The organism is Natrinema salsiterrestre (genome assembly GCF_029502005.1).
GTDB lineage: Archaea > Halobacteriota > Halobacteria > Halobacteriales > Natrialbaceae > Natrinema > Natrinema salsiterrestre.
In genome coordinates, this window is the sequence record NZ_JAMQOT010000004.1 from 345,982 (window position 1) to 369,355 (window position 23,374).

Here is a 23,374-nt window from a genome sequence, read left to right on the forward strand (position 1 = left end):
TGTGAAAACTATTGTGGCTCTGGTAGAAGCTCGTTCGCTATTTCCACCGGTGTTTTCGAAGCCTTAGCCAATATCGGTGCCACTCGCCGTTGGAATTGTCACGATGCACACCGGAATATTGACAGCTAAAAGATAAAAGCTTTTGAGATGGCACTCTGCCATAGAGACGTATGGCAGATGTTGGGCCTAATCGACTCTCGACCGGAATTTCTGGGTTGAATACTATCCTCCGCGGCGGCGCGATTCGAGGCCGGAGCTACATGCTCAACGGGCCGGCCGGCGCCGGCAAGACCATCCTCGGCTTTCACTTCTTGCAGGCCGGCCTCGCGGCCGACGAGACCGTTCTGTTCATCAACCTCGAGGAGGACCTCGACGACCTCCGCAGCAACGCCGCCACCCTCGGGTTCGACGTCGACGAGATGGCGTTCCTCGATCTCAGTCCGAGTGCCGACGTTTTCACCGAGGACCAGTCGTACGACGTCTTCGACGCCGCCGACGTCGAGCAGGAACCCCTCACGGAAACGATCGTCGAGCGCGTCGACGCCGTCGAGCCGGACCGCGTCGTCGTCGATCCGCTCACGCAGCTCTACTATCTGACCAGCGGAGAGTACCAGTTCCGGAAACAGGCGATCGGATTCATGCGGTTTCTGAAACGGCACGGAGCGACGGTCCTGTTCACGGCCCAGGAAACCGGTCGGCTGCCGACGGAGGACCTCCAGTACATCAGCGACGGCACGATCCAGCTGGCCGTGAGCCGGGACGGGCGGCGGCTGACCGTCCCCAAGTTTCGCGGTTCGGGAACTGCGAGCGGGACCCACGCCTACCGCATCACCGACGACGGGATGACGGTCTATCCGGAGCTGGCGATCGGCAACGAACGGGATAAATCGTCGCTCGAGGCGCTCTCGTCCGGGGTTCCCGAAATCGATGAACTCCTCGACGGCGGACTGAACGCCGGGACGGTGAGCGTCGTCAGCGGACCGACCGGTGTCGGGAAGACGACGCTCGGGACCCAGTTCATGAAGGAAGCGGCGGGGCGCGGAGAGCGGTCGGTCATCTACCTCTTCGAGGAGAGCGAGCAGACGTTCCTGACGCGGTCGGAGGCGGTGAATCTCCCGGTCGAGCGGATGATCGACCGCGGAACGTTACATATCGAAGAGATAGAGGCGCTCAACCTCTCCCCACAGGAGTTCGCGGCCAAAGTGACACACCAGGTGGAAACCGAGGGAGCCGATCTCGTCATGATCGACGGGGTCGCCGGCTACCGACTGTCGCTTCGCGGCGAGACGACGCGGACGATCGAACGGCTCCACTCGCTGGGGCGCTATCTCAAGGCCAACAACGTGACCACGATTTTCATCGACGAGACCTCGGACGTGACCGGCGACTTCCACGCGACCCAGGAGAACGTCAGCTATCTCGCGGACAACATCGTGTTCCTCCGCCATCTCGAGTTACAGGGTAGACTCCAGAAGGCGATCGGCGTCCTGAAAAAGCGAACGAGCGACTACGAGCGGACGCTTCGACAGTACGAGATCACGGAACACGGGATCAAGGTCGGCGAGCCGCTGACCCAGCTCCGCGGGATTCTGAGCGGCACGCCGGAAATCGTTCGGGACGGCTCGTCGAATATCGATCACTGACGGCAGCCCCGCCCCGAACTCGTCGGCGAGCAGTGGAGAGATCTCTCGAGGCCGTCCCGGAGAACGAGGTCCGACCGTCCCGGCCGTCGCCGTCGGGCCAACCCAACAACGTTAGACCTTTACTCGCGCTCGCGTTTGCAAGCGGTATGAGCGAACGCGAGGTGCTCGAGTTGCTCCGTGAGAACGCGCGCTACTCCACGGCGGATATCGCGCGAATGACCGACCTCGAGGAGAGCGAGGTCGAGGCGACCATCGAGGAACTCGAGGCGGCGGGCGTCGTCCGGGGGTACCAGGCGGTCGTCGACTGGGACAAACTGGAAGACGAGCGCGTCCGAGCCGAGGTCGAGTTGAACGTCACGCTCGACCGCGAGACCGGCTACGACGACATCGCGGAGCGCCTCGCACGGTTCCCGCAGGTCAAAGCCCTCCGACTGATCAGCGGCGACTACGACTTCGACATGGAGGTCGAGGGCGACTCCATTCGCGAGGTCTCCCAGTTCATCAGCGAAAAGGTCGCGCCGGTCCCCGAGATCACGCAGACGGTCACCCACTACGTGATGACATCCTACAAGGAGAACGGGATCGAACTCGGCGACGGCGAGGACGACGACCGCCTCTCGTACTCACCCTGACCATGACGTTCGAACTGTCAGACCGCGTGCAGGCGGTCCCGCCGTCGGGAATCAGGCGCTTCTTCGAGATCGCCGAGGAACGCGACGAGGTCATCTCGCTGGGCGTGGGCGAACCCGACTTCGCGACGCCGTGGGCCGCCCGCGACGCCGCGATCGCCTCCCTCGAGCAGGGAAAGACTTCTTACACGGCAAACCGGGGCAAGCGCGAACTCCGCGAGTCGATCGCCGACTACGTCGCCGACCGGTTCGACCTGGGGTACGACCCCGACGAGGAGATTATCGTAACTACTGGCGCGAGCGAGGCTGTCGATCTCGCCTTCCGGGCGTTCGTCGACCCCGGCGACACGGTCGCGGTCGCCCAGCCCTGTTACATCTCCTACGAACCCGGCGTCACCTTCGCCGGCGGCGAGGTGTTGCCCGTCCCGACGACCGAGGAAGACGACTTCCGGCTCACCGTGGAGGGGCTCGAGCGGGCCGGCGCGGCCGACGCGGACATGCTGGTCATCTGCTATCCCAACAATCCGACCGGGGCGATCATGCCGGCCGAGGACCTCGAGCCGATCGCGGAGTTCGCCCGCGAGCACGACCTGACGGTCCTCTCGGACGAGATCTACGCCGAGTTGACCTACGACGGCGAGCACACCTCGATCGCGAGCTTCGAGGGGATGCGCGAGCGGACCATCGTCTTCAACGGGTTCTCGAAGGCCTACGCGATGACCGGTCTCCGGCTGGGGTACGCGCTCGGACCGGCCGACGCTATCGGGGCGATGAACAAGATCCACCAGTACACGATGCTCTCGGCGCCGACCACGCCGCAGTACGCCGCGCTCGAGGCGCTCGATACCTGCGACAACGACGTCCGGGAGATGGTCGAGGAGTACGACCGCCGACGGCAGTTCGTCCTCTCGCGGTTCCGCGAGATCGGGATGGACGTCTTCGAGGCCAAGGGGGCCTTCTACTGCTTCCCCGAGGTGCCGGACGGGTTCACCGCGGAGGAGTTCGCGGAGGAGGTCCTCCGTGAACAGGGCGTCGCCGTCGTCCCCGGAGACGTCTTCGGCGACGTCGGTGAAGGTCACCTGCGGGTCTCCTACGCGACCGGACTCGGCGACCTCCGGCAAGCGCTCAACCGGATCGAGGCGTTCGTCGAGGAACACGCCTAACGACGGGGTCTCTCGACCCTCCTTCGGACCGATTATTCTCCCGCCCCATCCGGGGCCGGAACGGGAGTCCACCTGAATCCCACCGCTCTAGCGGTGGGTAGCTCAACCGTGCTGCGTATCGCGATCACGAACAGTTTTGCCGATTGGCCGCACTCTCGCTTGCATGGTCGACTACCGTCCCATCCCGGACGAGCGGGACGTCTTTCACGAGTACAGCAGCTACGCGTTCAGGGCGGCGGAGGGGGTGCCGGCGTACGATCCCGACGAACACGAGACGCCGCGGTCGACGCTCGGTTCCCGTCGCGGGCTGTACGAAACCGACGCGACCGACGACGCCCAGCCGCGGTGCGTCTGCCGCCACTACTGGCTCGAGTCCCGCGTCCGCGGCGACGTCCATCGGACCGCGGGGCTGGCGTCGGTCGCGACCCCGCCCGAGTACCGCCGTCGGGGGTACGTCAGACGGTTGCTCGCTCGTTCGCTCGCGGAGTATCGCGACCACGACGTCCGGTTCTCGGTGCTGTGGCCGTTCCGCTACCGGTTCTACCGCCGGTACGGCTGGGACACGGCAAACCGGATCGTCACGCACGAGTGCGAGCCGGCGGTGCTATCGTTCGCCTCCGACGCGATCGATCGGGACGCGGGCTCGTTCCGCCGACTGGAACCCGACGAGTACGAGGCCCTCGAGCCCGCATACGACGTCCACGCCGACCGGTACGGGCTCGCGCTCGAGCGCGACGAGGACTGGTGGCGGTACCGCGCGCTGGGCGGGTACGACCGAGATCCGTTCGTCTACGCCTACGAGCGCGACGGTCGGGTACGGGGGTACCTCGTCTACACGATCGACGCCGATTCGGACGGCCCGACGATGGCCGTCTCCGAACTGGCGTTCGTCGACCGCGACGCCCTTCTGGCGCTGCTCTCGTTCTGTTACGATCACGAGTCGCAGGTCGAGCGGGTGCGGCTCCGTCTCCCCGTCGACGTTCCGATTCGGGACATCGCTCGAGACCCCGACGAGATCGACACTGCCGTCTCGGACGGCCCGATGGTTCGCCTCGTTGACGTGGCGGAAACCCTCTCCGCGCTCTCGTATCCGAACCGCGATGTCGCCCTCACGATCGCCGTCGAGGACCCGCTGGTCGACTGGAACGAGGGACCGTTCGCGCTCGAGGTGTCGGACGGAAACGGAGCGTGCGAGCGCCTGACCGACGCGGCGGGCTCGAGCGATGCCGACGTTACCCTCGATATCGCCGCGCTCTCGCAACTCGCCGTCGGCGCTCGGTCTGCGACCGCCCTCGAGCGGACCGGACGCATTGAGGCGAAGGGACAGAACGCGGTGGCGACGCTCGCGGAACTCTTCCCGGAAACCGACGTCTATCTCGGCGAGTTCTTTTGATGTATTAAACGACGTTCGTCTCCGCGCGCGTCGTCCCGGTTTCGAACCGATCGCTCGAGAGCGGTTCGACGTCGACGAGCGAGGCGGCCCCTCGGTGACGAGTTCGGCGACGAGCCGTTCGGTCGCGGGCGCGTGCTGGAACCCGTGGCCGGAGAAGCCGGCCGCGGTGACGAAGCCGGGACCCGTCTCTTCGACGATTGCGGTATCGTCGGGCGTCACCGCGTAGAGCCCCGCTCAGCCGCGCTTGAGCGCCGACTCGGGGCCGAAGTAGGAGGTCCACTCGGAGACGGTCTCGAGGGCGCCGGCGGCCCACGAGAAGTCGATCGACCGATCCCAGGCGTCGGGCTCGGCGACCGAATCGGACTCGCCGAAGTGCCCGCCGATCAGCGCGTCGACGCCGCGGGTAGCGAGTTCGTACGCGCTCGAGAGGCCGACGATGCCGCCGATCACGAGTACCGTCATGTGGTCCCTAACGACAACCCGATCGAAAAGGGTTCGCTCGAGAACGAGAGCCGGAACGGAGGCGATTCGTCCGGCCGGAGCGACGACCGTAGCGGTGGGCCGCCGTCAGAAGCGGTCGGGCGAGAGGTACAGCCGATGGTCCTCGTCCACGTTCCCCTCGAGCACGTCGTAGACGACGTCCGCGACGGCGGGCGCGAGCGTCACTCCCTGACCCGACATCCCGCAGGCGACGACGAACCCGTCGACGCTCGTCTCGCCGACGATGGGCCGACCGTCCGGGGTGACGGTTCGGAGGCCGATCCACTCGTCGACGACCGTCGTGCCCTCGAGTGCTGGGACGACGCCCGCAACGTCGGTCGCGGTCTCGCGAAAGTCGTCCGAAACGCTACACCGGTGTGGATCGTAACATTGCCCGTCGATGTACTCCGTTCGGTACTCGCCGACCCACGCACCGTCCCCGTCGGTACCGCCGGTGGGTCGAACGTACCGCTTGGACTCGAGGATCGTCACCGGGCCGTCGATCGGTTCGGTCGCCTCGAGTTCGACCATCGGTCCCAGCGTGTGCCCGAGCGGGAGCGAGACGCCGACCGTGTCGTTCAGTTTCGGAGCCCACGGACCGGTCGCATTGATGACGCAGTCGGCCTGCAGTCGACCCCCGTCTGTTTCGATGCCCGAGACGGAGCCGTCGCGGTCGCGCGCGATCACGTCAGTCACGGTCACGCCGATTCGAACCTCGGCACCGTTCCGGCGAGCGCACGCCGCGAACCGGGTCGCGAGGGCGGTCGCGTCACAGACGCGGTCGTTCGGCGTGTGGAGTCCCCCGACGAATCCGTCGGAGTCGATACCGAGCCGCTCGACCGCCGCCGCCGCCAGAAACGAGGCCTCGACGCCGTGTTCGCGAAGGGTCTCCGCGGATTCTTCGAGCCGCTCCGCGAACGCCGCCGTTTCGGCGACGTAAACCGTCCCGATCCGCTCCGACTCGAGCGGCTCGCGGTCGAACAGTCGTCGGTAGACTGAACGGGAGCGCGCACGGAATCGCAGGTCGAACGGCGTCGGTGCGACGATGGTTTCCATCAGGATGCCCGCGGACGCCGCCGTCGTTTCGCCGCCGATCCGCGAGCGCTCGAGGAGCGTGACGTCGTGATCGGCGTCGCCGAGGCGAGCCGCGATCGCCGTCCCGATGATCCCGCCGCCGACGATGACGATGTCCATGATCGTTGGTACCACACCGGGCATCAAACAACTACCCGTCCACTCGAGCGACGGGCCTCGGTCCCGCGAGCTAGCAGTACGACTGAAGTGGCCATCTGCCGACGTGTCCGTATGGTTCGCGTGCTCTCCGACGACGACGTCGCGTCGGTACTCGAGCTCGAGGCGCTCCTGCCGGTCGTCGCCGACGCGTTCGAAAAGCAGCGAGCGGGCGCGGTCGAACGACCGGAGCGGCCCCACTACCCGATCGGAACGGGAACCGATCCGGACGCACCCGGGGAGCCGACGGGAACCGGCCTCTGCATGCCGGCGTACGTTCACGGCGCGGCGTACGCGGCGACGAAGCTCGTGACGGTCGTCGAGGGCAACCCCGAGCGCGGGCTCCCGACCGTCACCGCACAGATCGCGCTCGCCGACGCGGAAACCGGCCAGCCGGTCGGCTACCTCGCGGGGAACCGCGTCACCAGCGCTCGAACCGGGTGTATCGGGGGCCTCGCGGCCAGGGAACTCGCGACCGACGAACCGATCGACCTGGCCGTGATCGGTGCGGGCACGCAGGCTCGCTGGCAGGCGCGGGCCATCGCCGCCGCGACCGACCGGCTCGAGTCGATCCGCGTCTACTCGCCCAGCGACTCCCGGACGGCCTGTGCCGACGACCTCGAAGCCGAACTCGGCGTGCCCGCGACGCCGGTCTCGAGTCCCCGCGACGCCGTGGACGGTGCGTCCGTCGTCGTCACGGCGACCACGAGCACGGCGCCGGTGTTCCCGGGGAACGCGCTGGCCGATGGGACGCTCGTGATCGCCGTCGGTGCCTACACGCCGGCGATGCGCGAACTGGACGACGCGACGATAGACCGGGCGGACCGCGTCTTCGCGGACGTACCGAACGAAGCGCGCGAGACCGGCGATCTCCGCGAACGCGCTGCACTCGCGGTTCAGCCGTTCGGTGACGTGGTCGCCGGTCGTCGAGGACGCGAAGCGGCGTCGGAGATCATCGTTTGCAAAAGCGTCGGAACGGCCGTACTAGACGCTGCCGCCGCAGAATTCGTCTTCGAACGCGCTCGAGAGAGCGGATCGGGAACGGCGGTCACCCTCTGACTACTGTGCGACCGAGTCACAATCGATCGCTCGGCCACGACACTGAAATAGGGGTTTCCCTAACAGTACCCTGACTGTCTGTCGATGACCACAACGGCTGTGAGAGGCGATAGCCTCGGGCGGAAGGGGGGATCGGATCCGTCGTCCGGCGGGGGACGGGGTGGAGCGTCGTGACGATGCGATCCATTCCGACCGTCGACCGCGTTACCGACCCCTTCTTCGCACTCGATACGGGGTTTCGCTTCACCTACCTCAACGAACGGGCCGAAACGTTGCTCGAGCGCACCCGCAGCGAGCTGATCGGTCGGGTCATGTGGGACGAGTTCCCCCAGACCGTCGAGACGCAGTTCCCCGACGGGTTCCACCGGGCGATGGACGAACAGGTCCCGGTCTCCTTCGAAATCTACCACACGGAACTCGAGACGTGGTTCGAAGCCCGCGCGTATCCCTCCGAAACAGGTCTGTCCGTGTACATGCGTGACGTGACCGAGCGCAAAGCGCAGGAGCGGACGCTGGCTCAGCACGCCGCGGTCGTCGAAGCGGTTCACGACGCCGTCGTCACGCTCGATCGGAACCGCGAGATCGTCACGGTAAACGGTGCGACCGAGGAGATTCTCGACACTGATCGGTCGGCACTCGTCGGCGAACACGTCGAGACGCTGACCACCCTGGCGGGGATCGACGACAGACGCGCCGTCGATATCGGGCAGGCGATCACGGACGTCGACATCGGCAACGCGGATCGCCGCCAACTCGAGGTTCCCTACGTCGGTCCGAACGGGGACGACCGGATGGGGGAGTTCCGCTTCGTCCCGATCGAGGACGACACCGCGACCGTCGCGACCGTCGTCAGGGACGTCACCGATCAGTACGAGTACGACCGCGTCGTCGAATCCCTCCACGAGATCACGCGGTGGCTCCTCGAGTCCGACGATCCCGAGGAGATCTGTGCGATCGCCGTCCACGCGGGCAGCGACCTGCTCGAGCTCCCCATCAGCGGGATCTGGTTGCTCGAGGAGGAACAGGGGTATCTCGAACCGGTCGCCGGCACCGCCGGTGCCCACGACGAGTTCGGCGGTCTCCCGCGGTTCAACCCCGGCGAAGGGCTCGTCTGGGACGTCTTCGAAGGCGGCGACGTAGAGCTGTTCGACGACCTCGAGACGGTCGACGAACTCTACAACCCGGACACGCCGCTCCGATCGGAGATCATCGCACCGATCGGCACACGCGGAGTCCTCATGACGGGAGCGCTCGACCCCCATCGATTCGACGAGACGGACGTCGACCTCATCTCGACGCTCGTCGAGAACACGCGGGCCGCCCTCGATCGAGCCGACCGGGAGCGGGTCCTCCGGGACCGGACGGACGAACTCGAGCGCCAGACCGAACGCCTCGAGGCCGTCGCCGAAGTCCTCTCGAACGACTTGAAACAGCAACTGGAGAGCGTCGCCGACGCCCTCGAGGAGGACGCGGCCGAGGAGTGGGAGTTCCCGCTCGCGGAGGATACGGTCGAAACGACCCTCGACCGGGCCGAGCGGCTCGTCGACGACGTCCGCGAGTTCGCCCGCAACGCGACGGCCGTCGGTACCCGGAGTCGGCTCCGCCTCGAAGAGGCCGTTACCGGCGCCGCTAGCCACTCCCGGCTCGCGGAGGACGCCGTCGTCGTCGAGGGGGCGGCCGCGCTCCGCGCCGATCCCGATCGGTTCGCCCACCTCCTCCAGACGGCCTTCGACAGCGCCGTCGCCCGGGGAGACACCGACGTCACGATCCGGATCGGTCTGGTCGGGTTCGACGACGACGGGGATCGGGGCTTCTTCGTGCTCGACGACGCCGAAGAGATTCCCCCGAACGCACACGAGCGCGTGCTCGACCCGACCGCCGACGACGACACCGCGATCGACGGCCTCGGACTCGCGCTCGTTCGAGCGATCGCCGAGGCCCACGACTGGGACTGTACCGTCACGAACGGCGCGAACGGCGGCACGCGCATCGAAATCCGAGACGTCACGACGCTCGAGCGCCGGCTCGAGGGATGATCGATCGGTCGAGCCGGCGACGGTCCCGGCGGCCGATGGCTCGCGGCCGCTCAGTTTCAGTCGTCCGCGAACGTGACGTTCCGGATTTCGAACCGAGCGCCGCCGCGATCGCCGTCGGTCACTCGAACCCCCCAGTCGTGGGCGTCGGCGATCTGTTCGACGATCGAGAGCCCGAAGCCGGTTCCGTCCGTCGAGGTGGAGTAGCCCATATCGAACACCTCCTCGCGCTCGCGTTCCGGGATTCCCGGGCCGTCGTCCGCCACGTAGAAGCCGTCGGCCAGCTCACCGATAGTGACGCTCACGTCCTCACCGCCGTGCTCCACGGCGTTCCGCATGAGGTTCTCCAGTAGTTGCTGGAGCCGCCCCCGATCGGCCCGGATCGGTCGAGCGATATCGGTACTGATCGTCGCGCGAGTCGTCTCGACGTTCCGCCAGCAGTCCCGCGCGAGCGCCGCGAGATCGACCCGTTCGGGGTGACGAATCCGTTCCCCCTCCCGTGCCAGCGTCAGGAGATCGTCGATCAGATCGTTCATACGCCGATGGGCCCACGCGATGTCGTCGAGGTACTCGCTCTCACACTCCTCGCGAAGGAGTTCGAGTCTCCCCGCCGCGACGTTGAGTGGATTCCGGAGATCGTGACTGACGACGGACGCGAACTCCTCGAGTTGGTCGTTCTGCCGCTGGAGTTTCCGTTCCCCTTCCTTCCGGTCGGTGATGTCTTCCTGAAAGCCGACCCAGTTGGTGATCGTGCCGCTCTCGTCTTCGACGGGGGCGATCGTGACGCGATTCCAGAACATCGTCCCGTCCCTTCGGTAGTTCCTGAGTTCGACGGAGACCGGCTCCTGCTCGTCGATGGCCGCTCGCATCTCGGCCACCGGCTCCTCGCGCGTTTCCTCCCCCTGGAGGAACCGACAGTTTTCACCGATCGCCTCCGCTTCGGCGTACCCCGTCATCTCCTCGAACTTCTCGTTGATGTATATCATCTCGTTGTCCTTCTGGGCAGGCTCGCTGATCGTAATCCCGATGGGCGCTTCGTCCATCGCTCGCGTGTTGCGTCGGAACTCGGCCTCGCGGTCCTTGCGATCGGAGATGTCTCGCGAGATCGCGACGAAGCGATCCGCGTGGTCGATATCGAGGCGGACGACGTGGACTTCTACGGGGACGGTCGAACCATCGGTTCGACGGTATTCGGTTTCGAATCGCAGTCGTTCCCCGACCTCGGTCCGGTCCCAGATATCGCGGAGGTCCGCCGACTCGAGCGTCTCGTCGATGTCCCAGACGCGCTTTCCGATGAGGTCGTCCGGGGACTGACCCACGACCTCGCAGAGTCGCTCGTTGACGTCGAGAATTCTCCCATCCGCGTCGTGGACGTCGATCATGTCCGGCGAGTGTTCGAACAGGGCATCGAGCTCAGCGAGCGACCGGTACCGGTGGTCTCCGTCGGGAATCGCGACACCGTCGATCGAGGACACGCTCGCTTCGGCACGCGGGTTCGACTCCGTTCGCGTCCGCGATCGATCGACCGCCGCTCGGATTCGGTCCCCCACGAACTCGTACTGCTCGGTATCGCATTCCGGCCCGAGATAGTCGGTGACGCCCGCCGATATCGCGTCGCTGGCTATCTCTTCGGAGCCGTCGTTCGGCCACAGGACAAACGGGAGATCGGGATCGTTCGCGCGGACGGCCTCGAGAAATTCGACACCGGTTCGGTCGGACAGGTGGTAGCCCGAGAGGATGCAGTCGACCTCGTGATCCGCGAGATACTCGAGACCGTCACGCGCGGTGGCCGCCGTTTCGACGACTAATCCGTCGCCGTCACGCTCGAGAACGGCCGCGGCTTCCTCAGCGAGAGTCCCTTCGGGAGCGACGAAAAGGACCCGAACGGGATCTTCCATTACTTTATATATCGCCCCGATCGACATAATCGTTCTGGCAACGGATGCAGTCATTCGAAAGGAATCAGCCTTATCGGCCCTATTCAGTCAGTTACTAGATCCGTATACACAGTATGGAGAACGTATGAGATCTGGTACTTATGTAAAAGTATAATTTATAACTACATCGCGTTTCGATCCGATCGTCCTCCGTGGCGGTTCGATCGCTCACGGAACGGTGGAGACGGTCCGCCGCTGCTGCCGGTCTCGAAACGCGTCGCGTTCCGGTCGGATCGCCTCGAGAACGGCTTCGAAACTGCAACACGGCGTCCTGTCGGGTGATCACGCGACACCGATTTCGGGGTCCGGTTTCCTCCGACGGCGTCGGCTGCGGGCGTTCGCTACGTGACGGTCACAGCGTCCACCGAGGCAGTCACTCCTGGAGGACCGACTCGCTCGTAATATCCCGACACAGTTGTCGATAGCCGTCCTGCTCCAGGAGCTCCTGGATCGTGTCGTTGACCTGGACGCGGAGGACGGCAAGCCGATCCTTGAGTTCGGCGTACTCCTGGCTCGACTTGCGCTCGGGTTCGGTTTTCTGATCATCCAGCAGCGCCTTCTTCGACGCGAGTGCGAAAAACTCCTGTAACTGTTCGTCGTACGTCCCTCGCAGGAGCAGTTGGTCGATGATTTCGACCAGTTCGTCGTTCGAGACCGGTTTGACGAGGTAATCGTCGAATCCCATCTCGATGATGTCGAAGTCGGGTTCGACGGCCGTCACCATCGCAACCCGACAGTCGAGCGCACGGTCTCGAATCGTGTCGAGAACGGTATCCCCCGAGAGACCCGGCATCCGCCGGTCGAGGAGGACGACGTCGATCGTTTCGTCGATAGCGTCCAGCGCTTCGTTGCCGTCGTAGGCCGTCTCGACGTCGCATTCGTCATCGAGCCAGGCGGCGTACAGGTTCGCGAGGTCTGGCTCGTCTTCGACGATCAGGACGGACGGGGTGTCGGTAGTCATCGAACTTCCTCCGGGAGCGTCTGTTCGTTGGACGAATTAGCCCGATCGTATATCAATATACCGGACAGTCCGTCGAGAACCGCGTGCCGGGACCGGTCCGGTTCGAGACACACTGATGAAGCACTGGGTCGGTCGACCCCGACTGCGGTCCGGACGACACCGTTCCGAACGACTCGCGCTGTCACTCGAGTTCCCGTTCGATCGTCCCGCGGCGCTCGCGGATCTCGGCCGCGTCGGCCGTCAGCGTCCGACCGGCGTCGATCTCGAGCCGGCCGTCGTCGGTCGCCGAGCCGAGTTCGACGACCGGCGCGACGCCGTCGAACGCCTCGCGGACCGCCGCGGGCGACTCCGTCTGGACGAGTGCGCGTCCCGGCTGTTCGTGGAACAACGCGCCCGCCGGATCGTCGCTCGGAATCGCCACCTCGAGACCGGCGTCCTCCGTGACCATTTCGGCGAGCGAGACGGCGAGCCCGCCGTGGCTGACGTCGTGAACCGCGAGCGTCGCGTCGTCGTTCGCGACCGCAGCGAGGGTCTCGACGACGGCCGCCGGATCCGATGGAAGTTCGGGGAAGGCGTCGCTGCCGTCGAACCGGGCGAGGTACTCGGAGCCGCCCAGTCGCGGCTCGCCGGTCTCGAGACCGAGATCGCCGACGAGAAGGAGGTCGCCGTCGGGCTCGACCGACAGCGGCGGGGCGTCGTAGCCGTCCTTCGAGCCGACCATCGCCAGCGTCGGCGTCGGCGGGATCGGGCCCGCGACGGAGTCGTTGTACAGCGAGACGTTCCCGCCGACGACCGGCGTCGAGAGGGTTTCGCACATCTCGGCGAGCCCGTCCACGATCCCCCTGAACCCGCCGTACACGTCCGGCTTCTCCGGGTTGCCGCCGTTGAGGCAGTCGACCGCGGCGAGCGGCGTCGCGCCCTTAGCTGCGATGTTCGTCGCGTTCTCGAGCGCGATCGCGCGAGCGCCCTCGCGCGGTGCGACGTCGGTCCAGTTCGGCGCGGCCCCGGAGGAGAGGGCGAGGCCCTGTTCGGCCTCCCGGACCGCGATAATGGCCGCGTCGTCGCCCGGCCCGACGCTCGTGCGCACGCCGACTTCGTGGTCGTACTGCCGGTAGACCCACCGCTTCGAGGCGGTGTTCGGACTCGAGACGATCGTATCGAACGCCTCCTCGAGATCGACTCCGGGGAGGTCGGTTTCGGGCTGGGCGGGCTCCTCGGACGCGAGATCGTTCATCGGCGCGCCCTCGCCGAGGAAGTACGCGTCGACGTCGACGACGGATTCACCGTCAAAGGTGCAGACGTAGTTTCCGTCGGTGACCTCGCCGATAACTGAACAGCCCAGATCGAACCGCTCGACGATTTCGCGCACGCGGTCGACGTTCTCCGGCTCGACCTCGTAACACATCCGTTCCTGGGACTCCGCGAGGAGGATCTCGAGCGCGTTCATGTTCGGCTCGCGCTGGTGGACCCGCTCGAGTTCGATGTGTGCGCCGAGGTCGGCCTTGGCGACCATCTCGCTCGAGGCACCGCCGAGGCCGGCGGCGCCGAGGTCCCGAGCCGATTCGATCAGGTCCTCGTCGACGAGTTGCTCGTTGGCCTCGATGAGGAGCTTCTCGGCGTAGGGGTCGCCCACCTGGACCGCCGGCCGATCCTCGGTCTCGGCGTCCTCCGCGAGGTCTTCGCTGGCGAAGCTCGCGCCGCCGAGCCCGTCTCGACCCGTGCCGTTCCCGACCAGCACGAGTTTGTTGCCGGGATCCTGGGCCTCGGCGGTGACGAGGCGGTCCTCGTTCGTGAGGCCGACGCAGGCGACGTTGACCAGCGGGTTCCCCTCGTAATCGGGGTGGAAGTCAACGCTCCCCGCGACCGTGGGGACGCCGATGCAGTTGCCGTAGTGACTGATTCCCTCGACGACGCCCTCGAAGAGGTACTTCGAGTGCTCGTCCTCGAACTCGCCGAAGTACAGCGAGTCCGCGAGCGCGATCGGGTAGGCGCCCATCGAGAGTGTGTCCCGGACGATGCCGCCGACGCCCGTCGCCGCGCCGTCGAACGGGTCCACGTAGGAGGGGTGGTTGTGGCTCTCGATTCCCATCGTGATGTACGTCTCGTCGTCCAACCCGACGACCGCCGCGTCGTCGCCCGGCCCGACGACGACCTGCTCGCCCTCGCTGTCGAAGGCCGATAGCAGCGGTCGCGAGGAGCGGTACGCGCAGTGTTCGCTCCAGAGGTTCTCGAACAGCGCCGCCTCCGCTCGAGTCGGCTCCCGGTCCAGCTCGGAGACGACGAGTTCGCGGTCCGAATCGGCAAGACTCATTCATGTCGGTGGTGGAAGTCGGACAGTAAAGGGGTTTCCATATCCACGGTCGTGCATTGATCGGCGGTGCTCGCCGTCGCGAGACGGACCGGTTCTCCTGTCGGAAACGTTTACTATCGGGCAGTGTGACCCGGGGGACGTATGGTCGACGACAGCGTCGAATACCCGGAACTGGTCGACGTGCTTCGATACGAGACCGCGGACGGTCCCAGCTATCGATCGGTTCCGGCGGGGGAGGGGGAACGAATCGTCGCGGTCCACGAAAATGAAGTGCGAAACCGACTGTGGGTCCGCCGCCTCGTGCTCGGGGCCTTCGCAGCGATCGGGGTGGGCTACGGCGTCGCGTCCGGAAACGCGCTTCTCGGCGCGGTCGGCGCCGGCATCGTCCTCGTCGTCGGCTGGCAAACCGGGAACGGACCCGACCGCGCGGGGGCGATACCGGAGCTGGTCGACGAACGGATCCAGCAGGAACGCGCGTCGTCGGCGTACGAAATCGACGCTCACACGTCCGATCCCTGGAACGAGCAGCAGTAACGCACTGTCCGATCGAATCCGGTCGGGCTCGAGCCGGGACGACGGTGCTCCGACCGAACGGGCGGACCGAGTCGTTTTTGATCAGGCCGCCTAAACGTGCGCTCGTGCTGTCGGTCGAACTTCACACGCATTCGTCGCTGTCCTACGACGGCCGCGATCCGATCGAGCTCATCCTCGAGCAGGCCGAGGCCGTCGGCCTCGACGCGATCGCGGTGACGGACCACGACGAGATCGACGCGAGCCTCGAGGCGGTCGAGCGCGCCCCCGACTACGGACTGGTCGGGATTCCCGGGATGGAGATCTCGAGCAAGGCGGGGCACGTGCTCGGGCTCGGGCTCGAGGAGGCCGTCCCGCCGGGCCTTTCCTTCGAATCGACGCTCGAGGCGATCCACGACCAGGGGGGGCTGGCCGTGGTCCCACACCCCTTTCAGGAGGCCCGCCACGGCGTGATGGCCCGCATCACCCGCGACCAGCTCGCGCTTGGCGACGCGATCGAGGTCTACAACTCTCGCCTGTTCACCGGCCGGGCGAACCGGCAGGCCGAGCGGTACGCCGAATCCCGCGACCTGCCGATGACCGCGGGCAGCGACGCCCACATCAGCGAGATGGTCGGGCAGGCGGTCACCCGGGTCGACGCCGACGAGCGCTCCGCCGACGCCATCCTCGAGGCGATCGCCGACGGCCGGACGACCGTCGAAGGGAAGCGAACGCCGTGGCGGATCAGCGTCCAGCAGTTCGCCGGCGGCGTCACGCGACGGGTGAGCCACGTGTTGAAACTACTCAGATGACGGGGATTCAGTCACGATGACCGACGCGACGCTTCGCGGTGCCGAGCCACCGACCGTTCGGGACGCACTCGAGTGCAACGACCCCCTGCCGGGAACGGCGGGATTCGCCGGAGCGATCGACGGCCGACTCGTTCGCGACGTGCTCGGGCGGGTGCCACTGTTCGTCGAAACCGAACCCGGCACGGACGAGGCTGGCCCGAGGTGGGCGTTCGAGCCGACGACGCTCGAGTCGCCGACGCTCTTTCCGGCCGGCGCGGCCGCGCCCGTCGACGGCCCCGTCCCCGAGCGCGAATCCCGCTGGCCGCTGCCCGATCCCGACCCGCTCGGCCCCGAGTCCGCACTCGAGGGCCTCGAGAACGCGATCGAAACGGCGACGAACGCCGTCCGCCGAGACGACCGCGATATCGCCGTCGCCTTTTCGGGCGGCGTCGACTCGGCGCTGGTCGCAGCACTGCTCGACGCGCCGCTGTACGTCGTCGGCTTCCCGGACAGTCACGACGTCGCGGCCGCGCGCACGGCCGCCGACGCGATGGGACGCGACCTCGCGGTCGTCGAACTCGAGCCGGCCGACCTCGAGCGCGCCGCGCCCGAGGTCGCTCGTGCGACCGGTCGCACGAACGCGATGGACGTTCAGATCGCGTTACCCCTCTACTTGGTGGGCGAACGCGTCGCAGCGGACGGGTTCGACGCCCTCGCCGTCGGTCAGGGTGCCGACGAACTGTTCGGGGGCTACGAGAAGGTCGTCCGGCTCGACCACCGGGTCGACGCCGAGACGACCCGCGGTGCGGTCCGCGAGGGGATCCGCAGTCTGCCCGCCCAGCTCCCGCGGGACGTCCTGACGATCGAAGCGACGGGCCTCGAGCCGGTCGCCCCCTTCCTCCACGACGCCGTCGTCGACGCGGCGCTCCGACTGCCCGACGAGTTGCTGGCCGACGACGACGAGCGAAAGCGGGGGTTCCGGCGAGTGGCCGCCGAGTATCTGCCCGACGAGGTCGCTGCCCGGGACAAGAAAGCGGTCCAGTACGGCAGCCTCGTGGCGCGCGAACTCGACCGGCTGGCTCGACAGGCCGGCTACAAGCGCCGAATCGACGATCACGTCACGAAGTACGTCGCCGCGCTGCTCGAGGACGGCCCGACCCGACGCGAGTGACCCGCGACCGTTTCCGTCTCAGGACGGGAGCGGACAGAGGCTCGCGGTGAAAATCACGGTCTCGTCGGTCTCGTTTCTCGCGCCGTGGTCGACGCCGCGTTCGTGGTGGACGACGCCGGGCGCGTCGATCCGTTCGCTTTCGTCCCCCTGTACCACCGTCACCGTCCCCTCGAGAACGTGGAAGACGTTCGTACTGTCGGCGTGGTCGTGTGCCTCGAGTTCCGCGCCCGGCCCGAGCGCGAACGCCTTGACGAGCACGTCGTCGGTGACGACCAGTTCCGCGGTCTCGACCTCGCCGTCGGTCGGCTCGAGGTCGGCGATCGACTCGGCGTACGTATCGAGCATACGGCTCGATTCGCTCGGGCGCGATTTAACGGCAGGGGTACCGGAGAGGCGGCTCGACGAGGGGGACGCGTCGCTCTCCGATCGGGACTGGCGTGAAAACGTGGGTACACCCAACTAGCGCGTCTCGAGTCGGTACCCGCTCAGTCTTCGGTCTCGGTCGGCAGCTTGTTCGTGGGTTCGTACGTGACGTTTTCGGCGACCGTTCGGCGGTTCTGTTCGCCGATCCGATCGGCGACCTCGCCGACGACGTCCTCGAGGTGACTCTGGACCTCGCTGTCGTCGTCCTTGACGAGTGCGCCCTCGCTGCCGTCGGCTCCGAAGTCCGGGTGGATCGGAATGCGACCCAGCAGCGGCACGTCGTACTTGTCGACGATGGTGTCCGCACCGCCGGTCCCGAACAGCCCGTGCTGGTCGCCACAGGACGGGCAGATGAACGAGCTCATGTTCTCGACGACGCCCAACACCGGCGTGTCGTGTTTGTTGAACATCTGGATCCCCTTTCGGGTGTCGTCCAGCGCCATCTCCTGTGGCGTCGTGACGACGACCGATCCGGTCACCGGCATCGACTGCAGCAGGTTCAGCGTCGCGTCGCCGGTCCCCGGCGGCAGGTCCACGATGAGATAGTCGAGTCGACCCCACTCGACGCCCTCGAGGAACTTCATCATGAACTTGTTGACCATCGGCCCGCGGAGGATCGCGGGGTCGTCGTCGTCTTCCATCATCATGCCCATGCTGATGATGCGGACGCCGTCCGAGCGGGGCGGCACGATCTCCTCGTTCGGCGTCACGCCGGGATCGCTCTCGGGAGGGAGGATCTGCGGAACGTTGGGGCCGTGAATGTCGGCGTCGAGCAACCCGACGTTCGCGCCCCGCTTGTCGAGCCCGGCGGCGAGATTCGCCGCGACGGTCGTTTTCCCGACGCCACCCTTCCCGGAGGAGACGGCGATGACGTTGCGAACGCGCGGGAGGACCTCGTCGTCGAAGCCGTGGTCCTCGCCGACGTGTGCCCGCAGGTCGGCCTCGAGACCGGCGTCCTGAATGACCTCGCGAATGCGGTTCCCCAGTTCCAGCTCCGAGGGCGCGTACGGCGCGTTAAACGCGAGCGAGATCCGGGCCGTTTCGTCGTCGATCGTGACGTCGTTGACCAGTCCCAGCGAGATGATGTCGTCGCCGAGCTCCGGGTCCTCGACCCCCTCGAGTTTGATTTCGAGCTCGTGTTCTGTGATGCTCATAGTGTCGATCTACGTAGCCGAATGAAGGGGGCGGAACGGCATACGTGTGATGGTTCGATACGCGAGCAGAGGAGAGACCGCAGACTGGAACACAGCGGTCGTCGTCGCGAAAAATGAAGCGGTGGTCGGAAACGATACGGATTCGGTTACGGCGGGCCGACGGCGCTGAACGGCTCCGGTGGGCCGCCGTAGAAGACGATGCCGATCAGGACGGTCAGGATGAACATCCCGACCCACATCGACGTCGTCAGACCGACGAGGTAGCCCACGCCGAGCAGTCCGGACTTCGTGTCGCGGGGTTCACCGAGGAACCACGCCGCGAGCATGATGTAGACCGGAACCAGGATGACCGCGAAGATGATCCAGGTCCCCTCGTTGGGGAAGCCGGTGAAGCCGCCGGTACCGTCGTACCCGTGATAGAGCAGTTCCAGCGGAACGGTTGTCAGTGATGTACTCATGCTTCCACCTCCGGTTCGGTCGCTTCCTCACTGTGCTCGTGGTCGCCGCGCAGGTGTTCGATCGCGTGGAGTTCGACCACCGGGACGAGCTTCGAGAGGTTGAGGAATAAAAGTGCAACCAGGCCGACCGTCCCGACGAGCGAGAGCCACTCGATCGCGCTCGGGAAGTACGTCCCGGGCGTGTTGGCGTAGATGTCGAACGTCGGGTGCAGGAAGCCTTCGACGACGAACAGGATCTTCTCGGTCAGGGTCCCGGTGAGGATGATGCCGCTGGCGATGAGCGCTCGCTTCTTGTTGAACAGGGCCGGACGGATCCCCTGTAGGAAGATGTACACGAGCGTGCCGAAGATCATCGTCATCGCAACCTGGTAGACCGGGTGGCCGATCTTCGCCTCGATCGCGATCGCCTTGTTGGTCGGGCCGAGGAAGACGCCGTTGATGATCGTCTGGAGCTGGAACCAGAGGAACAGCAGGGTGAAGAACCCGAGCCACAGCAACAGCCCGCGGAAGATGTCGTCGGTGATGATGTGGTCCCAGTCGTAGGCGCGACGGAACGCGTAGGAGATGATCATGATGCCGCTGATCGCCGACATCAGCGCGATGCTCAGGAACATCGGCCCCTGAATCGCGCCGGTCCAGCCGGGCATCGCCGGCAGGAGCGCGAACAGCCACGGGATGACGCCACCGTGGAGCAAGAGCGGGGCCATGATGATGACCGCAGCGGCGAGCCACCAGACCATCCGCTGGATGACCTGATCTTCCTTCTCCGTGTAGCCGATCGTCATGATCTTGTAGACCGGCTCGAACATGTCCGGCAGATCGTCGCGCAGCCGGTTGACGTCGTAGCGCAGCGTCAGGCCGAGATAGGTCGCCGACAGCACGAAGTAGGCCGTGATGACGGTGACGTCCCACACCAGCGGCGAGTTGTTGACCGTGATGTGGTAGTGGCCGATGACGCTCGTGACCATCCGGTCCGGACGACCCATGTGGACCAGGATGTAGAAACCGGCGGCGGAGAGGCCACCGATCGTGGTCATCTCCGCGAGCCGGGCGACCGGCATGTACCGGTCCATGCCGAGCAGGCGGACGGCGGCCGAGAGGATGATGCCGCCGTGTGCGACGCCGACCCACCAGATGAACGCGCCGATGTACAGTCCCCACGTCGAGCCGCCGCCGCTCCCCCAGTCGCCGAGGCCCGTCACGATCAGCCCTTGCTGAAGCTGGTAGGCCCAGGCGATGAGGAACGCGACGAGTCCCAGTGCCGCTGCCCCGTACAGGGCGAAGTACTTCGTCGTGAGCGTGTTGATCGGGCGGAGGATGTCCGCCTCGGTCGGCTCCTTCGTGCTCATAGCGACACCCCGTCGACGCCGCCGACGGTCTCGTTATCGAGGACCTCCTGTCGCTCGTCGACGAGACCCACGTCCTCGGGGGAGGTCGGTCCGTCGACCTGCTGGGCCTCCGGTCCGGGCTCCTGGCCGAGGTAGGTGACGTTCGGGTTCGTTCCGATGTCCTCGAGCAGCTGGAACGAGCTCGGTTTGCCCGTGTACTGGTGGAGTCGGAACTTCGCCTCCTGTTCGCTCCCGTCGCCGAGTTGCAGCGCCTCGAGGGCCTCGTCGCTCTCGAGGTCGACGTACTGCTGAATCGCCTCGACGGAGGCGAGGATATTCTGTTCGTTCCTGAGAATGCTGTTGTTCTCCTCGTCGCCGGGCTCGAGCCCCTCGCTGAGGATGTCGATGGCCTTCATGATCGCCAGCTGGTCCTCGGTGAACGACGAGTTATCGCTGAGGCCGTCGATCTTCTCGATCGCGGTCTCGACGTCGTCGCCCTCGCTGAGGGCGCTGTCGATGTCGTCCGGCGACGGTGCGGACTTGGAGCTCTCGATGCTGTTCGTCAGATGAACGACTGCGCGGCTCTTGGTCGGGTGTTCGCGGTGCTGGTAGGGATCGCTCTTCTCGTCATTGACGTTTCCGAACTGGATCGCACCCGGGGGACAAGCGTCCTCACACGCCGACGTCCCGACCTTCTCTTCGCCCTGCGTCCCGTCCTGCCGGGACGGACACATCGTACACTTGCTCATCACGCCGCGAGGGGCGCGGCTGTCGACCCAGCGCTCGCCGTACTCGTAGTCGCCCATCGTGTGGCTCTCGTCGAGGTCGCTGTAGTCCGTGCTGGGCTCGTCCCACTGGAAGTAGTTGACGCCGTAGGGACAGGCGACCTGACAGTACCGACAGCCGATACAGACGTCGTAGTCGGTCAGGACGAGGCCGTCCTTGTCGCGGGTGTGACGGGCCGTCGTCGGACAGACCTTTTCGCAGGGGGCGTCCGTACAGTGCTGACACGGTCGCACCAGCATGTTGAACTCGCTCCCCATGTTGAAGTCGGTGTACGCGCCGGATTCGCTCAGCCCGTTTCCGCCCTCGGGGGAGTCGTTGTTTTCGTCCTCCCAGGCCATGACGTACATCCAGTTGACCCCGTCGTCGAGGCTGTTCTCCTGGGTACAGGCCGTCATGCAGGTCAGACAGCCGTCACAGCGCTCGAGGTCGATCGTCATCCCCCACTGCGTATCCGTGGGGCTTTCTTCGGTGGTCTCCTGCCGGGGGCCGTCTCCTGCTGCGAGGCTCTCTTCGGGTCCGTCGCTGGCGGTCCCGAAGGCACCGAGCCCGACGGCCGCCGCGCCGACGCCCATCTTCTTCATCGTCTCGCGACGGGTCTCGTCCCCGTCGCCGTCGAAGGCTCCGAGCATGTTGGAGACGGTTCCGCTCGCCTCCTCCTGTGCCGCCTCGTAGGCCTCCTTCGTCGGGCGCTCGTCCTCGCCGAACTCCTCCATCACGGCCTCGTGATGGCGTTCGTGGAATTCGGCTTCGGAGAGCTCGCCCTTCGTGACCCGCATCGCGTCCTGGGCCATTTCCATACCGAGATCGCTGTCGTACTCGGTATCGTCGAGCATCGTCTCGAGTTCGTCCTCCCACTCGTCCCCGAGCGGGTGGAATGATTCATCGTCCGTGCTCATTAGATCAGAACACCTCTGTATATGACGCTGGTGTCATGCCGGAGGTACTGGACGGCATGCACTTGAAATCGTTCATTTGTGTGTCCTCATTCCCCGTCTCACAACCGTACTCGGATGAAGTACTGAGTCGATTTCCACTTCGTGAGAATCGAGACGAATATGTTCGTACGTACAAATAGGATGCTGCGGGTCGATGCCGTCCGGTCGCCGGTCCCGTTTCGACGGCCCTGATTTAAGTGTGCGCGAGCTCCTCCTCGAGGGCCTCTTCGCCGTCGAGGCTCGGGAGATCCTCGACGAATCGCTTGATGATCGCTTCCTCGGCGCGGTGAAGCGTCTCGCTACAGGTCGACTTGGCGATATCCAGGTGGTCGGCCAGTTCGGTCAGCGAGGACCGTCGCGGGGTATCGTAGTACCCCTCGTCGACGGCCGCGGCGACCACCTCGAGCTGGCGCTCCGAGAGGAGTTGGCTCTCGTGGAGCCGCTCGCGGACGTGTTCGATCCGGTACTGCAGGCCGAAGTGCTCGAGTTGTTCGGCGAGTTCGGCGAGTCGCTCTCGGGAGCCCGTGACCTCGATCGACGCCTCGCCGTCCTGAATCTCGACGGGGAGTTCGATCGGCATCCCCGACTCTCGGGAGGAGAACAGCAGGAGCGGTGCCGTCGTCTCGAAGTGGACCGTCGCTTCGTTGTCGCTCCACTGGGCGAGCGTGATTTCGGTGAGCTGGGGGTGGTCGTTCATCGCGTCCACCACTTCGGGGACGACCGGACCGGCGATCCGAACGAGGGCGAAGCCGGACTCGGACCCGGGGACGGCCGCGAGGACCCGAAAGGTCGCCTCCGGGTAGTCCGTCGATATCTGTTGGATCCAGACCTCTTCCGGCATCGTGAGGGACAGGGTTGCTTGGGCCATACGAACGTGTTCCGGTCGGAACTATATACGGGTGGTTACGAATATGTTCGGCAATTTCCCAACCGATGGGAAGACGGAGAGTCGCGAACACGTTCGCCCGAACGTCCAATC

The 23,374-nt window shown here is 65.9% G+C and carries 19 protein-coding genes and 1 pseudogene; 9 read left to right on the forward strand and 11 right to left on the reverse strand.

Annotation, left to right across the window (positions count from 1 at the left end):
* The first annotated feature begins 170 nt into the window (after window positions 1-170).
* From NDI89_RS13655 to NDI89_RS13670, 4 genes are all read left to right on the forward strand, one after another.
* Entirely contained in the window at window positions 171-1,643 is a 1,473-nt protein-coding gene (locus NDI89_RS13655) for an ATPase domain-containing protein (protein ID WP_277522159.1), read from the forward strand.
* Between the two features lie 146 nt (window positions 1,644-1,789).
* On the forward strand, window positions 1,790-2,275 hold the full coding sequence (locus tag NDI89_RS13660; protein WP_277522160.1) for an Lrp/AsnC family transcriptional regulator: 486 nt from the start codon (window positions 1,790-1,792) through the stop codon (window positions 2,273-2,275).
* A 2-nt stretch (window positions 2,276-2,277) separates the two neighbouring features.
* Window positions 2,278-3,435, forward strand: a complete 1,158-nt coding sequence (locus NDI89_RS13665; RefSeq protein WP_277522161.1) for a pyridoxal phosphate-dependent aminotransferase — start codon at window positions 2,278-2,280, stop codon at window positions 3,433-3,435.
* 163 nt (window positions 3,436-3,598) lie between these two features.
* Window positions 3,599-4,828 (forward strand): GNAT family N-acetyltransferase, encoded by a 1,230-nt coding sequence (locus tag NDI89_RS13670; RefSeq protein ID WP_277522162.1) that lies wholly within the window; start codon window positions 3,599-3,601, stop codon window positions 4,826-4,828.
* 4 nt (window positions 4,829-4,832) lie between these two features.
* On the opposite strand, the pseudogene NDI89_RS13675 reads toward NDI89_RS13670, so the two are convergent.
* A pseudogene (locus NDI89_RS13675) lies at window positions 4,833-5,248 on the reverse strand (FAD-dependent oxidoreductase); the annotation flags it as partial.
* Between the two features lie 147 nt (window positions 5,249-5,395).
* A complete protein-coding gene (locus NDI89_RS13680; protein WP_277522163.1) occupies window positions 5,396-6,502 on the reverse strand; it encodes an NAD(P)/FAD-dependent oxidoreductase in 1,107 nt (368 codons plus the stop codon).
* Window positions 6,503-6,613: 111 nt separating this feature from the next.
* Here NDI89_RS13680 and NDI89_RS13685 point away from each other — a divergent pair, with 111 nt between their 5' ends.
* Window positions 6,614-7,597 (forward strand): ornithine cyclodeaminase family protein, encoded by a 984-nt coding sequence (locus NDI89_RS13685; RefSeq protein WP_277522164.1) that lies wholly within the window; start codon window positions 6,614-6,616, stop codon window positions 7,595-7,597.
* A 176-nt stretch (window positions 7,598-7,773) separates the two neighbouring features.
* Entirely contained in the window at window positions 7,774-9,633 is a 1,860-nt protein-coding gene (locus NDI89_RS13690; RefSeq protein WP_277522165.1) for a PAS domain-containing sensor histidine kinase, read from the forward strand.
* A 56-nt stretch (window positions 9,634-9,689) separates the two neighbouring features.
* On the opposite strand, the gene NDI89_RS13695 is transcribed toward NDI89_RS13690, so the two are convergent.
* From NDI89_RS13695 to purL, 3 genes are all read right to left on the reverse strand, one after another.
* Window positions 9,690-11,528 carry a PAS domain S-box protein gene (locus NDI89_RS13695; RefSeq protein ID WP_277522166.1) on the reverse strand — a complete coding sequence of 613 codons (1,839 nt, stop codon included), beginning with the start codon at window positions 11,526-11,528 and terminating at the stop codon, window positions 9,690-9,692.
* Window positions 11,529-11,940: 412 nt separating this feature from the next.
* Complete coding sequence (locus NDI89_RS13700) at window positions 11,941-12,528, reverse strand: HalX domain-containing protein (RefSeq protein WP_226006423.1); 588 nt, start codon at window positions 12,526-12,528, stop codon at window positions 11,941-11,943.
* A 181-nt stretch (window positions 12,529-12,709) separates the two neighbouring features.
* Entirely contained in the window at window positions 12,710-14,839 is a 2,130-nt protein-coding gene (purL, locus tag NDI89_RS13705) for a phosphoribosylformylglycinamidine synthase subunit PurL (RefSeq protein WP_277522167.1), read from the reverse strand.
* Between the two features lie 141 nt (window positions 14,840-14,980).
* On the opposite strand from purL, the gene NDI89_RS13710 reads away from it, so the two are divergent.
* The 3 genes from NDI89_RS13710 to NDI89_RS13720 all read left to right on the forward strand — a co-directional run bounded on the left by NDI89_RS13710 (window position 14,981) and on the right by NDI89_RS13720 (window position 17,311).
* Window positions 14,981-15,373 carry a hypothetical protein gene (locus tag NDI89_RS13710; RefSeq protein ID WP_277522168.1) on the forward strand — a complete coding sequence of 131 codons (393 nt, stop codon included), beginning with the start codon at window positions 14,981-14,983 and terminating at the stop codon, window positions 15,371-15,373.
* A gap of 104 nt (window positions 15,374-15,477) precedes the next feature.
* Window positions 15,478-16,161, forward strand: a complete 684-nt coding sequence (locus NDI89_RS13715; RefSeq protein WP_277522169.1) for a PHP domain-containing protein — start codon at window positions 15,478-15,480, stop codon at window positions 16,159-16,161.
* A gap of 16 nt (window positions 16,162-16,177) precedes the next feature.
* Window positions 16,178-17,311, forward strand: coding sequence for an asparagine synthase C-terminal domain-containing protein (locus NDI89_RS13720; RefSeq protein WP_277522170.1), 1,134 nt, complete (start codon window positions 16,178-16,180; stop codon window positions 17,309-17,311).
* Window positions 17,312-17,329: 18 nt separating this feature from the next.
* Here NDI89_RS13720 and NDI89_RS13725 read toward each other — a convergent pair whose 3' ends face one another.
* The 6 genes from NDI89_RS13725 to NDI89_RS13750 form a co-directional block, all read right to left on the reverse strand.
* On the reverse strand, window positions 17,330-17,656 hold the full coding sequence (locus NDI89_RS13725; protein WP_277522171.1) for a cupin domain-containing protein: 327 nt from the start codon (window positions 17,654-17,656) through the stop codon (window positions 17,330-17,332).
* A gap of 140 nt (window positions 17,657-17,796) precedes the next feature.
* Window positions 17,797-18,888 (reverse strand): Mrp/NBP35 family ATP-binding protein, encoded by a 1,092-nt coding sequence (locus NDI89_RS13730; RefSeq protein ID WP_277522172.1) that lies wholly within the window; start codon window positions 18,886-18,888, stop codon window positions 17,797-17,799.
* Window positions 18,889-19,034: 146 nt separating this feature from the next.
* The gene (locus tag NDI89_RS13735; protein ID WP_277522173.1) at window positions 19,035-19,346 is read right to left on the reverse strand and encodes a hypothetical protein; all 312 of its coding nucleotides are present in this window, start codon (window positions 19,344-19,346) and stop codon (window positions 19,035-19,037) included.
* Window positions 19,343-20,695 carry an NrfD/PsrC family molybdoenzyme membrane anchor subunit gene (gene nrfD / locus NDI89_RS13740; protein ID WP_277522174.1) on the reverse strand — a complete coding sequence of 451 codons (1,353 nt, stop codon included), beginning with the start codon at window positions 20,693-20,695 and terminating at the stop codon, window positions 19,343-19,345. The genes NDI89_RS13735 and nrfD overlap by 4 nt, the downstream gene beginning before the upstream one ends.
* Window positions 20,692-22,356, reverse strand: a complete 1,665-nt coding sequence (locus tag NDI89_RS13745) for a 4Fe-4S ferredoxin N-terminal domain-containing protein (protein ID WP_277522175.1) — start codon at window positions 22,354-22,356, stop codon at window positions 20,692-20,694. The genes nrfD and NDI89_RS13745 overlap by 4 nt, the downstream gene beginning before the upstream one ends.
* A 232-nt stretch (window positions 22,357-22,588) precedes the next feature.
* On the reverse strand, window positions 22,589-23,263 hold the full coding sequence (locus NDI89_RS13750) for a helix-turn-helix domain-containing protein (RefSeq protein WP_277522176.1): 675 nt from the start codon (window positions 23,261-23,263) through the stop codon (window positions 22,589-22,591).
* Window positions 23,264-23,374 lie beyond the last annotated feature (111 nt).